Here is a 13,420-nt window from a genome sequence, read left to right as displayed (position 1 = left end):
CCCACAGCCCGAACTGGTAGAAGAGGCCCCCGCAGACGACACCCGTCCAGCCGATGGCGAAGAAGCAGGCGAACCAGTACTGGACCCGCCCGAGCGGTGCGAGCGGCGCGAGCGGCGCGTCCAAAAATGGGCCCGGCGCAGCGGCGCGCTGCGACATGAGCTGCTCCCAGCGTGGCGGAGAGGCCGCTCGCGGCCGAGCCGTGCGAGCGGCGCGTCAAGAAGGGGTGGCGCCCCCGGCGCCGAGCCGCGCGAGCGGCGCGTGGGAAAAGGCGAAGGCGGGATCACGCGGACCCCCGGCCGCTTGATCCCGCCTTCTTCCCCCCCAGCGGCCACCGTCCCACCCCCGTAGGACGGCCCCCCGGCCCCATGGTCTAGGCGACGAGCTCCCCGAACGACTCCGCCTCGTCACGGCCGAAGCTCAGCACCTCGTCGTCCCGCAGCCGCCGCAGCGACCGCCAGATGCTCGACTTCACCGTGCCGACGCTGATGCCCAGGATCTCCGCGATCTCCGGGTCCGTACGGCCCTCGTAGTACCGGAGCACCAGCATCGTGCGCTGCGCCTCCGGGATCCGGGCCAGCGCCTGCCACAGCACCGCGCGCAGTTCCGTACCGCGCATCGCGTCCGTGTCGGAGGCGGTCTCCGGCAGTTCCTCGGTCGGGTACTCGTTCAGCTTGCGCCGCCGCCACGCGCTGATGTGCAGGTTCGTCATCGTGCGCCGCAGGTAGCCGCCGACGGCCGCCTTGTCGCTGATCCGGTCCCAGGCGCGGTACGTGGAGAACAGCGCGCTCTGCAGCAGGTCCTCGGCCTCGTGGCGGTCACCGGTGAGGTGGAAGGCCGTCGCGTAGAGGGCGGCCCGGCGCTCCTGCACGTACGCCGTGAACTCGGCCTCGGAAGAAGAAGAGGGCGACGACGGCTGCGCGGGAACGGTGGACTGGTACGTGTTCGCGTCGATGGCCACCATGTGCGCCGGCCGCGGACGGGCGACCGCGGCACTACGGACACCCGCCCGGCGGTTCACATCGTGCAGCCGCGTGACAACCGCGCTGGTCGTGGTGCTGTGCAGCGTGTTCATCTCGCGCCCCCCGTCGTGGAGTCTGCTTCGGTCCGTTGCTTCGTTGACAAAAGACTGCCCGCCGGACATAACCGGGGTGTCCTTCGACTGTCACAGGCCTGTCACAGCCATCGTGGCCGGATCCGTGGCGCCCGTCGGTCGAACTCCCAACGGCCTATGGGACAGAATGAGCGCGTGCCTTTCCTGTTGCTGATCGAGGACGACGACGCCATCCGCACGGCCCTCGAACTCTCGCTGTCTCGCCAGGGCCACCGTGTGGCCACCGCGGCGACGGGCGAGGACGGCCTCAAACTGCTGCGCGAGCAGCGGCCGGACCTGATCGTGCTGGACGTGATGCTGCCCGGGATCGACGGTTTCGAGGTGTGCCGGCGCATCCGCCGCACCGACCAGCTGCCGATCATCCTGCTCACCGCGCGCAACGACGACATCGATGTCGTCGTGGGTCTGGAGTCGGGAGCCGACGACTACGTGGTCAAGCCCGTCCAGGGCCGGGTGCTCGACGCCCGGATCCGGGCCGTGCTGCGCCGCGGCGAACGAGAGGCGAGCGACTCCGCGGTCTTCGGGTCCCTCGTCATCGACCGGGCCGCGATGACCGTGACGAAGAACGGCGAGGACCTCCAGCTGACCCCGACCGAGCTGCGGCTGCTCCTGGAGCTCAGCCGCCGGCCCGGCCAGGCGCTGTCACGTCAGCAGCTGCTGCGCCTCGTCTGGGAGCACGACTACCTCGGTGACTCCCGACTGGTCGACGCCTGCGTGCAGCGGCTGCGCGCCAAGGTCGAGGAAGTGCCGTCCTCGCCGACCCTGATCCGCACCGTCCGGGGTGTCGGCTACCGGCTGGACTCCCCACAGTGATCAAAGCCCTGTTCGCGGGCCGGCGCTGGACCAGCCTGCGGCTGCGGCTCCTGGTGGTGTTCGCCCTGGTCGCGCTGACGGCCGCCGTCTCCGCGTCCGGAATCGCGTACTGGCTCAACCGCGAGGCGGTGCTCACCCGGACCCAGGACGCGGCCCTCGGCGACTTCCGCCAGGAGATGCAGAACCGGGCCGCGGCGCTGCCCGCCGACCCCACGCCCGAGGAGATGCAGCGCACCGCCGAGCTGATGGCGGGCAGCAGCCCCGGCTACAGCGTGCTGTTGGTGCACGAGCGCAAGGACGGCCGCAAGGTCTTCGGCTCGGCGGGCCCCGACTCCTTCGGGCTGGACGACGTACCGGGGTCGCTCCAGCACGCCGTGAACGACCGGCAGAAGACGACGGCCGCCAACGACGCCGAGTACCACATGTACTGGCAGCGGACGAAGCCCCAGGGCCATCCCTACCTGGTCGGCGGCACGCGGATCGTCGGCGGCGGGCCGACCGGCTACATGTACAAGTCGCTCGCGACGGAACGTGACGACCTCAACGCGCTGGCCTGGTCGCTGACCATCGCCACCGGGCTGGCGCTGCTCGGCTCCGCCCTGCTCGCGCAGGCGGCCGCCCGGACCGTGCTGAAACCCGTACAGCGGCTCGGGGACGCGGCGCGCCGGCTCGGCGAGGGGGAGCTGGACCACCGGCTGGAAGTGTCGGGGACGGACGAACTCGCGGACCTCGCGCACACCTTCAACAAGACGGCGGAGGCGCTGGAGAAGAAGGTCGCCGACATGAGCGCGCGCGAGGAGTCGAGCCGCCGTTTCGTCGCGGACATGTCGCACGAACTGCGCACCCCGCTCACGGCGTTGACGGCCGTGGCCGAGGTGCTGGAGGAAGAGGTCGACGACCTCGACCCGATGATCGCACCGGCGGTGGCGCTCGTGGTGAGCGAGACCCGGCGGCTGAACGACCTGGTGGAGAACCTGATGGAGGTCACCCGCTTCGACGCGGGGACGGCGCGGCTGGTGCTGGACGACGTGAACGTCGCCGACCAGGTCACCGCGTGCATCGACGCGCGGGCCTGGCTGGACGCCGTCGAACTCGACGCCGGGCGGGGGATCGTGGCACGCCTCGACCCGCGCCGGCTCGACGTGATCCTCGCCAACCTGATCGGCAACGCGCTCAAGCACGGCGGCTCGCCGGTGCGGGTGTCGGTGGCGGTCGAGGGGGAGTGGCTGGTGGTGACCGTCAAGGACAACGGGCCGGGCATCCCCGAGGACGTCCTGCCGCACGTCTTCGACCGGTTCTACAAGGCGAGCGCGTCCCGGCCGAAGTCGGACGGGAGCGGGCTCGGTCTGTCGATCGCGAGGGAGAACGCGCACATCCACGGCGGTGACATCACGGCCGCGAACGGGGTGGACGGCGGGGCCGTGTTCACCCTGCGGCTGCCGATGGACGTGGGGAAGGTGATCGACGGTGACGTGGACGCGTAGGGCTCTGCCGGTGGCGCTGGCGCTGGCCGTTCTCACCCTGCCGGGGTGCGGGATCAGGGCGACGACCGTGCCGGTGGACGTGGGCCCGGCGCCGTCGCGGGTGTCCTGCGACACGCCGGCGCGGCCGGGCGGACAGAGCGGAGTGCAGGGCTTCCCGGCCACGGTGGAACTGGTCTGCGGATCGCAGCTGGTGGGCGTGGAGCGGGTGGTTCCGGTGCCCGAGAAGAGGCCCGTACGGGATCCCGTGGTCCTGGTGGCCCAGGCGCTGCTGGAGGAACTGGAGCGGACGCCGTCCGAGCAGGAACGGGACGCCGGTTTCACGACCGGAGTCCCGGCCGGACTGACGGCGTCCCCGCCGCGCGCGGGCGACCCGGCGGGCACGGTCCGCCTGAGCCGCAAGCCGGAGGACCTGCCGCCGGTGGCGCTGGCCCAGATCGTGTGCACGCTGTCCGGCAGCGACGCGGTCTCGGCGGGCCCGGGCCCGGTCATCCTCGGCGGCCCCGACGCGGACCCCCCGCGCGCCTGGGAATGCACGGAAGCGGTCCGCTCCCGCCCGGAATCGGCCCCAACGCTGGGCGACCTGGCCAGCCCGACACCGATGTTCCCCTGACCCCTCCCGAGGCGCCGCGCGGCTCCTCTCAACGCGCTGCTCGGCTCTGGCGGGCCTCCCGGGCTTCGCGCCGCTGCGCCGGGCTGGCTCCTCCTGACGCGCCGCTCGCACGGCTCGGCCCCGGCGGGCCTTCCCGGCTTCGCGCCGCTGCGCCGGACTCCGTCCGGCGGCCCGCCGGGCGGTGGCGCGGGCCGGGTGCCGCTGTGCGGGGTCTGGGGCGCAGCCCAGGCACAGTCGTCAGCGGACGACAGGGCCCTGGCCGGCTCGCCAGTCGTTGATGCGCTTGCGGATGGCGGGCACCATCGGAAGATGATCAATGGCGTCCGGCGCGAACCACGCCACCTCGAACGACTCGTCCGACGTCCGGAGCGTGCCTCCGGTGGGGCGGGCGAGAAGGCAGATCGAGAACTCCTGCCGGACCTCGCCGTCGTCGTAGGCGAATACGTGGCCGGGGTTGGTGTACGTCCCGACGATTCCGGTGACCTCAACCGTCATCCCGGTCTCTTCGAAGGTCTCCCGGACCACGCAGTCACCGATGGACTCCCCGATCTCCATCTTGCCGCCGGGCAGGGCCCACATCCCGTTGTCCGTACGGCGCTGCAACAACACCCGCCCCTCGTCGTCGACGACGACCGCCGAAGCGGCCGGCACCAGACTGTTCGCCCGTGGGGCGTCGGGGTCGTCCTCGTAGTCACGCCTGGGCATCTTGGCCGGCCTCCCGGATGTCGCGTCCTCGGCTCCACAGCTCCTCGACGTGTGCGGCGAACCGGTCGAACATCCCGTCCGCCTGCCTGCGTCGCAGATGCATCATTGGCGAATCGTGACCGACCCTTCGGGCCAGGATCGGGGTAACGATCATCTCGTCATCAAACCGGAAGACGGACAGGTTGACGTGACCGGTGTCGAACCGGCCTTCGATGCTGCTCACGTCGCGCAGCTTCTCCAGCTCACTCAGCGTCACGGCGATGCGGGTGGAGAGCGTCAGCGGTACGTCCTCCTCGGCTTCCCGTGCCGCGGTGACCGGACTGTTCGGGTCGCCGATCAGGAACCGCACACGGCATCCGCCCTGAGCCTTACGACGCAGGGCGCTGGCCAAGTTCGCCTGCTCCAGCCACAGGAAGTAGTTGGTGTACCCGGCGAAGACCAGCTCGTGCTGCGCCTTCGTCACCAGGGACCGCCACAGGCTGGCTGGTGCTGCTGAGCGGTAGGGGAAGACCTGGACTATCTCTCTGTCCGGCCCGGTGGTGAGTGCTGACCGGATGGCGTTGGGCCACAAGGCTGTCTCCTCCTCGCCTAATGCCTCGCAGGCTGCCCATCGGTGGCGGGCGTGAGGGATGCGGTTCGGCTCGGTGATCCATCGACCAATCGTCTTCGCGTCGACCCCGCAAGCTTCTGCGAGCTGCTTTTCGGTCATCTTGGCATGCGCCATTGCGCGGCGGAGCGCGTGATTCACAGCTCGCCTCCGTGGGGCGTTGGGGACGGAACGAACGGTAAGGGCGAGGCGTCCCAAACGTCTCGCAAACGCGGTAGCAACGCCCTGACGAGGGACGGAGCATCGGTGCATGCCTGGCCCACGCAGCCGAACGGCGTCACAGGGCCGGGAGTTGACCCAAACCCCAGCGAGAGGAAGACGCGCTATGCGCAGTCAGATGCCGACGCCCGGTGTTACATCCGGGAGGTCGTTGTGATTCGGGGCCTCGGCCAGGGTTCACCGCGCGTGTTGATGACCGTGCGGGTGTCGAGGGATTCGGGGCGGACCTGGGAGCGGGAATCCGAGGTGCGTGAGGGTGACCCGGTGGCCATCTTGTCGGACCCGGGCCGCTACCCGCTGTGCGAGTGCCTGAGGTGCGTGGGGCAGCGCTCAGTGTCGGCTCGGTCGCTGCGGCCGACCTCGTGAAGCTCCATGTGAAGCGCCGGCCGGTGCGGCCACTCATCGGCTCTCGCTCCGGTTCGTGCGTCCTCGGGCCGGGGCGGGTGCATCGCAGGTCCTGAACGGTCAACACAAGTCGAAGGAGACTTTCATGGGTTGGGGAACGGGTAAGGGTGGCGGCGGGGGCGACGGGAAGCACTCGGGGAAGAAGGACCCGGGTACGTCCAAGCCGTCGTCGGATACTTCGCAGCCGAAGTCGGACCCGAAGCACAAGGGGAAGTAGGCCGCGCGTATGACATTGATCGGAGCAGACGAGCGGGCCGCCATGCGCGGCCTGCTCGGCTCGGTGAACGAAAGTCTCGGGGCCCCGCTGGCCCCCGCGTGGGAAGCCGCGTTCTGGGCTGTGCCCCGGCACGCCTTCCTGCCCAAAACGGTGTGGCTGGGCGATGACCTGGCGGAGTGCTTGCGGGAGACGGCGCCGGAAACCTGGCTGCGTCACGCCTATGCGGACACGCCTGTGGTCACGCAGGTCAATGACGGTCAGGCGGCGGAGCCTGACGAGCGCTGGCCCTCCTGCTCAGCCTCGGCCCCCTCGATCGTCTTGCGCATGCTCGACATGCTGGACGTGACCGCCGGGCAGAAGGTGCTGGAGATCGGCACCGGAACGGGGTGGAACGCTGGTCTGCTCGCACACCGCCTGGGCCCGGAACGGGTGACCACGATCGAGGTGGACCTGGCGCTGTCCGCGCACGCGGCGGTCCGCCTCAAGAGCGTGGGCCTGGAGCCACAGGTGGTCTGTGGTGACGGGGCCTTCGGCTATACGGACGGCGGACCGTACGACCGGGTGATCGCCACATGCTCGGTACGGTCGATCCCGTCTGCCTGGATCGAACAGACCAAGCCCGGCGGGGTGATCCTTTCGCCGTGGGAGTCGCCGTGGTTCTGCTACGGGCTGGTGCGGCTGATCGTGGACGGCTACGGCGGCGCCTCTGGCTTCTTCTCCCCGTACTCGGCCTTCATGCTGATGCGTGGTCAGCGCACGGACCTGCGGATCTACCGGGACGTGGTGCGCGACGAGCACGTTCCCGCCGAGTCGTCCACGAGGCTGTCCCCGTGGGCGGTCACCGGGGACGACTGGGCGGCACAGTTCGCGGTCGGACTCCAGATCGGCAACGTCTGGCGGACCTGGCACGACAACCCCGACGTCAAGGGCGTGGCCTCACGCCTGTGGCTCGCCACGACCGATGCAACGTCCTGGGCAGCGGTGGACTGGGACGGGAAGAACTCCGACCGCTTCACCGTGTGGGAACACGGCCCCCGGCGCCTGTGGGAGTCGGCTGAGGCGGCGTACGACTGGTGGCGCAACGCGGGCCGCCCCGGACCGGAGCGCTTCGGGCTGACCATCACCCCCACGGGTACTCACGTGCCCTGGCTCGACACCCCGGACAACGCCGTGCCTGACCTGACCTGACCTGACCTGACCACGTGTACCTCCTTCTCCTTGACCCGGCACGCCGCGTCCAGGAGAGGGGGCGCCCCCGGCGCCGGGTGGCGCCGGGGGCTCGTCACGCAATGTGATGTGGGGGCTAAATGCCGGCGGCTGCGGCCAGGTCCTTCTTGATCGCTTCCAGGATTTCCTGGGCGCGGGTGCGGGCCGGGGGGAGGTCCGAGGGTTCGGGGACCGGGACGACGACCTCCAGGTAGCACTTCAGCTTCGGCTCCGTGCCCGACGGGCGGACGATGACGCGGGCCTTGTAGTCGCCGTCCAGGTGGTAGCGCAGGCCGTCCGTGGGCGGGAGGGCGGCCGAGCCGAGGGCCAGGTCCTCCGCCGAGACGACCCGCAGGCCCGCCAGCGAGGCCGGGGGCTCCGCGCGCAGCGCCGCCATCGCCGAGGCGATGACCGACAGGTCCGAGACGCGGACCGAGAGCTGGTCGGTGGCGTGCAGGCCGTGCGCCATCGCCAGGTCGTCCAGGAGGTCGGTCAGGGTGCGGCCCTGCTCCTTGAGCTCCGAGGCCAGTTCCGCCACCAGCAGGGCGGCGGTGACGCCGTCCTTGTCGCGGACGCCCTCGGGGTCGACGCAGTAGCCGAGCGCCTCCTCGTAGCCGTAGCGCAGGCCCTCGACGCGGGCGATCCACTTGAAGCCCGTCAGGGTCTCCTCGTACGGCAGGCCCGCCGCCTCGGCGATCCGGCCCAGGAGGCTGGAGGAGACGATTGATTCGGCGAAGGTGCCCTGGGCGCCCTTGTGCACCAGGTGGGCGGCGAGCAGCGCGCCGACCTCGTCGCCGCGCAGCATCCGCCAGCCGGCGGGCGCCGCATCGTCCGGGACGGCCACCGCACAGCGGTCGGCGTCCGGGTCGTTGGCGATCACGATGTCCGGCTGGACCTCGGCGGCCTTCGCGAAGGCCAGGTCCATCGCGCCCGGCTCCTCCGGGTTGGGGAAGGCCACCGTCGGGAAGGCGGGGTCGGGCTCGGCCTGTTCGGCGACGAGCACCGGCGCCGGGAAGCCGGCCCGGGCGAAGGCGGCCAGGACGACGTCCTTGCCGACGCCGTGCATGGCCGTGTAGACGGTCCGCACGCCCCGCGGCGACCCGGCGGTCAGTACGGCGTCCGTACGGGCCAGGTAGGCGTCCAGGACCTCGTCGCCGAGGTCCTGCCAGCCGGACTCGGGGCGCGGCACCGAGGACAGGGTCCCGACCGCGGCGATCTCCGCCGCGATCTCCACGTCCGCGGGGGAGACGATCTGCGAGCCGTCGCCGAGGTAGACCTTGTAGCCGTTGTCCCGGGGAGGGTTGTGGCTCGCGGTCACCTCGACGCCGGCGACGGCGCCCAGGTGCCTTATGGCGTACGCGAGGACCGGCGTCGGCAGCGGCCGGGGCAGGACGGCCGCGCGCAGCCCGGCACCGGTCATCACGGCGGCCGTGTCGCGGGCGAAGTCCGCCGACTTGTAGCGCGCGTCGTAGCCGACGACGACCAGGCCGCCGGCGTGGCCCTGGGCCTTCAGGTAAGCCGCGAGGCCCGCCGCGGCCCGGATGACCACGGCACGGTTCATCCGCATCGGGCCCGCGCCCAGCTCGCCGCGCAGTCCGGCGGTGCCGAACTGGAGGGTGCCGGAGAAACGGTCCGCGAGCTCCGCCGTGTCGCCCGACTCGACGAGCCCGGCGAGTTCCTCCGCCGTCTCCGGGTCGGGGTCCTCGGCCAGCCAGGCCTGGGCCCGGGTGATCAGGTCGTCCTGTTCCTGCACTGCTTCCGCCTTAGCTCTCGCTCAACTCTCGTAAGCTCTCGTACGTCGATCAGATGCGGGCGAGCACCTGCGTCAGGAGCGTGCCCATCCGGGCGGCCGAGTCACGGCCGGCCTGGAGAACCTCTTCGTGGTTCAGCGGTTCGCCGGACAGGCCCGCCGCCAGGTTGGTGACCAGGGAGATGCCCAGCACCTCGGCGCCGGCCTCCCGGGCGGCGATGGCCTCCAGCACGGTGGACATGCCGACCAGGTCGGCGCCCATGACGCGGATCATGTTGATCTCGGCCGGCGTCTCGTAGTGCGGGCCGGGGAACTGGACGTAGACACCCTCTTCGAGGGTCGGGTCGATGTCCTTGCACATGGCGCGCAGGCGCGGCGAGTACAGGTTCGTCAGGTCCACGAAGTTCGCGCCGACGATCGGCGAGGTGGCCGTGAGGTTGAGGTGGTCGCTGATCAGCACGGGCTGGCCGGGCTTCATGCCCTCGCGCAGACCGCCGCAGCCGTTGGTGAGGACGACGGTCTTGCAGCCCGCGGCGACGGCGGTGCGTACGCCGTGCGCGACGGCGGCGACGCCGCGGCCCTCGTAGAAGTGGGTCCGGCCGAGGAAGAGCAGCGCGCGCTTGTCGCCGATCTTGTACGAGCGGATCTTGCCGCCGTGGCCTTCGACGGCCGGGGGCGGGAAGCCGGGCAGCTCGGTGACCGGGAATTCGGCCTCGGGGGCGCCCAGCGCCTCTGCGGCGGGGGCCCAGCCGGAGCCCATGACGAGGGCGACATCGTGGGATTCCGCGCCGGTGAGTTCCCGCAGGCGGGCGGCTGCGGCGTCGGCGGCGGCGAAGGGGTCGGTAACAGATGCGTTCACGCGGACGAGCGTAACCGCTCATCCCCTACGCGCGTAGATGGCGCAGCTCACGGTGTTCGGATCGTTGCCTTGTCGTTTCCGCCGAAACGTTCACGGACGGGCGTTACGGGCGCCTGCGGCCCCCAGGGAGCCCCCGCCGCCTCAGCAGGGGCGTTTGCGCAGCTCCATCACGTAGTCGTGCGGCGCCCCCGCCGATTCGGCGGCGTCCGCGAGCTCACCCAGATAGCGCGCCGAGGGCAGGCCGCCCTCGTAGCCGTTCAGGACGTAGATCCAGGCGGCTTCCTCGCCGTCCAGGGTGTGGACGCGGATCCGCATCCGGCGGTAGATGTCCATGCCGACGCCCTCCCACCGGTCCATGGAGTCCTCGTCCAGGGGCGCGATGTCGTAGAGCGCGACGAAAACCTGCTGGCGGGGGGCTTCGACGATGGTGGCGAGAGCGCCCTCCCACCCCATCTGCTCGCCGCCGAAAGTCAGCCGCCAGTCGTTGATCCAGCCCGTGCCGCGCAGCGGCGAATGCGGAGCGCGGCGCGTCATCAGCCGCGGGTCGAGGTTGCCGGCGTACGCGGCGTAGAGCGACATGAGGTCGAGGGTACGGGAGGGGCGCCCCGGCCCGCGTGCTCGGATGGTGGGACCGGGCGCGAAGCACGGTCGACGGTGCGGGACAATGGGGCACGGAATGCATCCCCCGGGGAGACCCCCCGGAACACCGGCCGGGGCGGCAGCCGGCCGGGTAGACGTGAGGCGGACTTTTCGTGACCCGGATCGTGATCATCGGCGGCGGACCCGGCGGGTATGAGGCAGCCCTGGTGGGGGCCCAGCTCGGCGCGGAGGTGACCGTCGTCGACTGCGACGGTCTGGGCGGAGCGTCGGTCCTGACCGACTGCGTGCCCTCCAAGACTCTCATCGCGACCGCCGAGGTGATGACGACCTTCGACTCCTCCTACGAGGAGCTCGGCATCGTCGTCGCGGACGACACCCCGCACATCGAGCAGGCCGCGCGCGTCGTCGGCGTCGACCTCGGCAAGGTGAACCGGCGTGTCAAGCGCCTCGCGCTCGCCCAGTCCCACGACATCACCGCCTCCGTGACCCGGGCCGGCGCCCGCGTGCTGCGCGGCCGGGGCAAGCTCGGCGGACCGCAGGGCATCGACGGGACCCGGGACGTCATCGTCACCGCCGCCGACGGCACCGAGACGATCCTGACCGCCGACGCCGTACTGATCGCCACCGGCGGGCACCCCCGCGAGATCCCCGACGCGATGCCCGACGGGGAGCGGATCCTGAACTGGACCCAGGTCTACGACCTGGACGAGCTCCCCGAGGAGCTCATCGTGGTCGGCTCCGGCGTGACCGGCGCCGAGTTCGCCGGCGCCTACCAGGCCCTCGGCTCCCGGGTGACGCTCGTGTCCTCCCGCGACCGCGTGCTGCCGGGCGAGGACCCGGACGCCGCCGCCGTCCTGGAGGATGTCTTCCGCCGGCGCGGCATGAACGTCATCGGGCGCTCCCGTGCCGAGTCCGCCAAGCGGATTGGCGACCGGGTCGAGGTCACCCTGTCCGACGGCCGGGTCATCAGCGGCACGCACTGCCTGATGGCGGTCGGCGCCGTCCCCAACACCTCCGGCATGAACCTGGAGGAGTCCGGTGTCCGCCTCAAGGACTCCGGGCACATCTGGACCGACAAGGTCTCGCGCACCTCCTCGCCCGGCGTGTACGCCGCCGGTGACGTGACGGGTGTCTTCGCCCTCGCCTCCGTGGCCGCCATGCAGGGCCGCATCGCGATGTACCACTTCCTCGGCGACGCGGTGACCCCGCTGAACCTCAAGACGGTCTCCTCCAACGTCTTCACCGACCCGGAGATCGCCACCGTCGGCTACACCCAGGCCGACGTGGACTCCGGCAAGATCGACGCCCGCGTCGTGAAGCTGCCGCTGCTGCGCAATCCGCGCGCGAAGATGCAGGGCATCCGGGACGGCTTCGTGAAGCTGCTCTGCCGCCCGGGCACGGGCATCGTGGTCGGCGGCGTGGTCGTCTCCCCGCGGGCGAGCGAGCTCATCCACCCGATCTCGATCGCGGTCGACAACAACCTGACCGTCGAGCAGATCGCAAAAGCGTTCACCGTGTACCCCTCCCTGTCCGGTTCGATCGCCGAGGTCGCCCGCCAGCTGCACACCCGCAAGGCGGCCGGCGAGGCGTGACGCCACGCCAACCACCCCTCCTCCCAGGGAGGTTGGGGTGGGCGTCGGGGCGTGGTGCGGATGTGCGGCGGACGTTCACGTGTCAGCCGGACCGCGTATACCACTAGTCACCCCGCCTTATGGACAACTTCGGTATTCCGGCGCAAGGAGCTGAAAGCAGACGGTCGTTGGGGTTACTGTCAGTTTCGTGTTCGCTGCAGAACGTCGCCAATTGATCCTCGAAATGGTGCGGGCCAACGGAGCGGTATCGCTCCGGGAGCTCGCCCGCGTCGTCCAGACCTCCGAAGTGACCGTACGGCGGGACGTGCGGGCACTGGAGGCAGAAGGACTCCTCGACCGCCGACACGGCGGTGCGGTCTTGCCGGGCGGATTCACGCGGGAGTCCGGCTTTCCGCAAAAGTCCCATCTCGCGACGGCGGAGAAGACCGCCATCGCCGATGTCGCGGCCGGCCTCGTCGAAGAAGGCGAGGCCATCGTCGTCGGCGCGGGTACCACGACCCAGGAGCTGGCCCGCCGGCTCGCACGGGTGCCCGGACTGACCGTCGTCACCAACTCGCTGCTCGTCGCCCAGGCGCTGGCCCATGCCAACCGCGTGGAGGTGGTGATGACAGGCGGAACCCTGCGCGGGTCCAACTACGCCCTCGTGGGCAGTGGCGCCGAGCAGTCCCTGCAAGGGCTGAGGGTGTCCCGGGCCTTCCTCTCGGGGAGCGGGCTCACCGCCGAGCGCGGACTGTCCACGTCCAACATGCTGTCCGCGAGCGTCGACCGGGCGCTCGTCCAGGCGGCGGCGGAGGTGGTGGTGCTCGCCGACCACACGAAGCTCGGCACCGACACCATGTTCCAGACCGTGCCGACGGACGTGATGACGCGGCTGGTGACGGACGAGCCGCCACCGCACGACGAGCGTGCGGGCACCGAACTGCAGGCGCTCGCCGACCAGGGCGTCCAGATCACCGTGGCGGGCACGGCCGTCACCTCCGGCGGCGGTGCGGCCGGGGACGGCATGCAGGGCCGCAGGCCCCGCCGGGACGCTCCGCTGCCGGTGCAGCGGCGCGGCGGGCCCACGGCCCAGCTGCGCAGCGCGCCCGCGTCGATGCTGGAGCAGCAGGCCGGGGAGCGGGCCCGCGTCGCGGACATGCGCCGCCGCTAAGGGCTGTCCCGTAATCCCCGGTGGATCAGCGCACGGCGTCAGATGCGGTGCATCGCAAGGCGGAGGGGCGTCCTCATACTGGGCGTATTCG

At 71.1% G+C, this 13,420-nt stretch carries 12 protein-coding genes; 6 read left to right on the top strand and 6 right to left on the bottom strand.

Going from position 1 to position 13,420, the window contains the following annotated elements:
- Positions 1 to 371 precede the first annotated feature (371 nt).
- Positions 372 to 1,073, bottom strand: coding sequence for a SigE family RNA polymerase sigma factor (locus tag ACWDYJ_RS34125; RefSeq protein ID WP_451569491.1), 702 nt, complete (start codon positions 1,071 to 1,073; stop codon positions 372 to 374).
- A 174-nt stretch (positions 1,074 to 1,247) separates the two neighbouring features.
- Between ACWDYJ_RS34125 and afsQ1 the strand changes: the two genes are divergently transcribed.
- From afsQ1 to ACWDYJ_RS34110, 3 genes are read left to right on the top strand one after another with little or no spacing between them, the layout of a single operon-like run.
- Entirely contained in the window at positions 1,248 to 1,925 is a 678-nt protein-coding gene (afsQ1, locus tag ACWDYJ_RS34120; RefSeq protein ID WP_363177783.1) for a two-component system response regulator AfsQ1, read from the top strand.
- Positions 1,922 to 3,409 (top strand): sensor histidine kinase, encoded by a 1,488-nt coding sequence (locus tag ACWDYJ_RS34115; RefSeq protein WP_451569490.1) that lies wholly within the window; start codon positions 1,922 to 1,924, stop codon positions 3,407 to 3,409. The genes afsQ1 and ACWDYJ_RS34115 overlap by 4 nt, the downstream gene beginning before the upstream one ends.
- Positions 3,393 to 4,019, top strand: coding sequence for a hypothetical protein (locus tag ACWDYJ_RS34110; protein WP_451569489.1), 627 nt, complete (start codon positions 3,393 to 3,395; stop codon positions 4,017 to 4,019). Before ACWDYJ_RS34115 ends, ACWDYJ_RS34110 begins: the two co-directional genes overlap by 17 nt.
- 237 nt (positions 4,020 to 4,256) lie before the next feature.
- Here ACWDYJ_RS34110 and ACWDYJ_RS34105 read toward each other — a convergent pair whose 3' ends face one another.
- Both ACWDYJ_RS34105 and ACWDYJ_RS34100 read right to left on the bottom strand, forming a co-directional pair.
- Positions 4,257 to 4,724, bottom strand: coding sequence for an NUDIX hydrolase (locus ACWDYJ_RS34105; protein WP_451569488.1), 468 nt, complete (start codon positions 4,722 to 4,724; stop codon positions 4,257 to 4,259).
- The gene (locus ACWDYJ_RS34100) at positions 4,711 to 5,472 is read right to left on the bottom strand and encodes an XRE family transcriptional regulator (protein ID WP_451569487.1); all 762 of its coding nucleotides are present in this window, start codon (positions 5,470 to 5,472) and stop codon (positions 4,711 to 4,713) included. Before ACWDYJ_RS34100 ends, ACWDYJ_RS34105 begins: the two co-directional genes overlap by 14 nt.
- A 709-nt stretch (positions 5,473 to 6,181) precedes the next feature.
- Here ACWDYJ_RS34100 and ACWDYJ_RS34095 point away from each other — a divergent pair.
- Positions 6,182 to 7,360, top strand: coding sequence for a methyltransferase domain-containing protein (locus ACWDYJ_RS34095; protein WP_451569486.1), 1,179 nt, complete (start codon positions 6,182 to 6,184; stop codon positions 7,358 to 7,360).
- A 115-nt stretch (positions 7,361 to 7,475) separates the two neighbouring features.
- On the opposite strand, the gene ACWDYJ_RS34090 is transcribed toward ACWDYJ_RS34095, so the two are convergent.
- The 3 genes from ACWDYJ_RS34090 to ACWDYJ_RS34080 all read right to left on the bottom strand — a co-directional run bounded on the left by ACWDYJ_RS34090 (position 7,476) and on the right by ACWDYJ_RS34080 (position 10,566).
- Complete coding sequence (locus tag ACWDYJ_RS34090) at positions 7,476 to 9,131, bottom strand: phospho-sugar mutase (protein ID WP_451569485.1); 1,656 nt, start codon at positions 9,129 to 9,131, stop codon at positions 7,476 to 7,478.
- 49 nt (positions 9,132 to 9,180) lie between these two features.
- Complete coding sequence (locus ACWDYJ_RS34085) at positions 9,181 to 9,987, bottom strand: purine-nucleoside phosphorylase (protein ID WP_451569484.1); 807 nt, start codon at positions 9,985 to 9,987, stop codon at positions 9,181 to 9,183.
- A gap of 141 nt (positions 9,988 to 10,128) precedes the next feature.
- On the bottom strand, positions 10,129 to 10,566 hold the full coding sequence (locus ACWDYJ_RS34080; protein ID WP_451569483.1) for a gamma-glutamylcyclotransferase: 438 nt from the start codon (positions 10,564 to 10,566) through the stop codon (positions 10,129 to 10,131).
- A 173-nt stretch (positions 10,567 to 10,739) separates the two neighbouring features.
- On the opposite strand from ACWDYJ_RS34080, the gene ACWDYJ_RS34075 reads away from it, so the two are divergent.
- Complete coding sequence (locus ACWDYJ_RS34075) at positions 10,740 to 12,179, top strand: NAD(P)H-quinone dehydrogenase (protein ID WP_451569482.1); 1,440 nt, start codon at positions 10,740 to 10,742, stop codon at positions 12,177 to 12,179.
- A gap of 223 nt (positions 12,180 to 12,402) precedes the next feature.
- On the top strand, positions 12,403 to 13,329 hold the full coding sequence (locus tag ACWDYJ_RS34070; protein ID WP_451569492.1) for a DeoR/GlpR family DNA-binding transcription regulator: 927 nt from the start codon (positions 12,403 to 12,405) through the stop codon (positions 13,327 to 13,329).
- Positions 13,330 to 13,420 lie beyond the last annotated feature (91 nt).

The organism is Streptomyces sp. NPDC003042 (assembly GCF_053591315.1).
Note: the sequence above shows the minus strand (reverse complement) of the source record. Positions and strands in the feature narration are given on the sequence as shown.